We start from the raw sequence: 1,149 nt of genomic DNA on the forward strand, positions 1-1,149 counted from the left end.
GTACTCGGTCGCAATGTGGATATCGGCGCCGGCACGACCTTCGGCACGCTGCGGTATGATGATGCCAAAACCAGTCATCTCATCAATCAAAAGCGCGTGACGCCTCATCATTACAGTAATGTCGTTTATATGGGGGACTTTACCCGTACCGGGGTAAATACCGTGATCATGCCCGGCGTGAAGGTCGGCTGTCGCTCCGTCGTCGGCTCGAATGTGGTGTTGGCCGATGATCTTCCCGATGAGCGCATTATTCAGGTCGAACAAACCTTGATTACCAAGCCTTGGGGTAGTCAGCGTTATGGCTTTAATAGATAGGGCGTCCCCATAGGAAATACAGGGCAATGTATTGGTGAGCTCCTGGGCTTATATTTATGGTCAATCATCGACAGGGTGACTTATGTTCGAATATGTAGAGTTATTGCAGCGCAGGCTTGAGACCTTGATCAGTTGCAATGCTGAAAAGATGAAAAGAGTCATTGGATTATTTTCTGATGCAATATTGAACAATCACATGATTCATATCCTCGGCACCGGTCATTCTCATATGGTCGGCCTGGAAGGGTTCATTCGTGCCGGTGGACTTGGCAATATCAATGCAATCCTTGATTCGACAGTGACGACCAGTGACGGCGCCCTGCGCAGCTCCAAACTGGAGAAATTGCCGGGGCTGGCGGCCATCCTGTGGTCAGAGCAGCCCATCAGTGCCGGTGATCTGATCGTTGTGGTCTCCAATTCGGGGCGCAACGCCTTGCCAATTGAATTTGCCCAGATAGCGCGGGCGTGTGGCCACACTGTGGTCGCTATCACGTCGGTAGAGCAGTCGAGCGCCTACCCAAGTTTGCATCCTTCAGGGCAAAAACTGTTGGATGTGGCTGACATAGTCCTTGATAATTGCGTTCCGAGTGGAGATGGCTTGTGCCTGGTCAACGGCCGAGTCACTGGCGCATTTTCTACAGTGGCAGGTGTCGTCCTGCTCAACAACATAGTAGTGGAAGCGCAAAAGCAGGCATTGGCTCGACATGGTACGCCCTTGATATTCTCTAGTCAGAACGTCGATGGCTTTAATAATGATGATGTCTATGCCCACTTTGCTGGTCGCCTGAAGTCAATGTGAGGAGATTATTTTGTCCAGTTACCGTTATCAAGAAG

Annotated in this window: 2 protein-coding genes; both read left to right on the plus strand. The window is 50.7% G+C overall.

Translation table 11 applies throughout. The features are described from left to right. Positions 1-315: LbetaH domain-containing protein (locus LG30_RS21480; RefSeq protein WP_238566401.1), on the plus strand; the 315-nt coding region annotated here is incomplete at its 5' end. Between the two features lie 82 nt (positions 316-397). Further along, positions 398-1,114, plus strand: a complete 717-nt coding sequence (locus LG30_RS0107825) for a sugar isomerase domain-containing protein (protein ID WP_033130150.1) — start codon at positions 398-400, stop codon at positions 1,112-1,114. Positions 1,115-1,149: the final 35 nt, after the last annotated feature.

The organism is Aeromonas aquatica, from assembly GCF_000764655.1.
Classification (GTDB): Bacteria; Pseudomonadota; Gammaproteobacteria; order Enterobacterales; family Aeromonadaceae; genus Aeromonas; species Aeromonas aquatica.

What these genes read in the sequence shown, in the direction of transcription:
- LG30_RS0107825 (WP_033130150.1), top strand. Translation starts at nt 398, where the DNA reads ATGTTCGAATATGTAGAGTTATTGCAGCGCAGGCTTGAGACCTTGATC.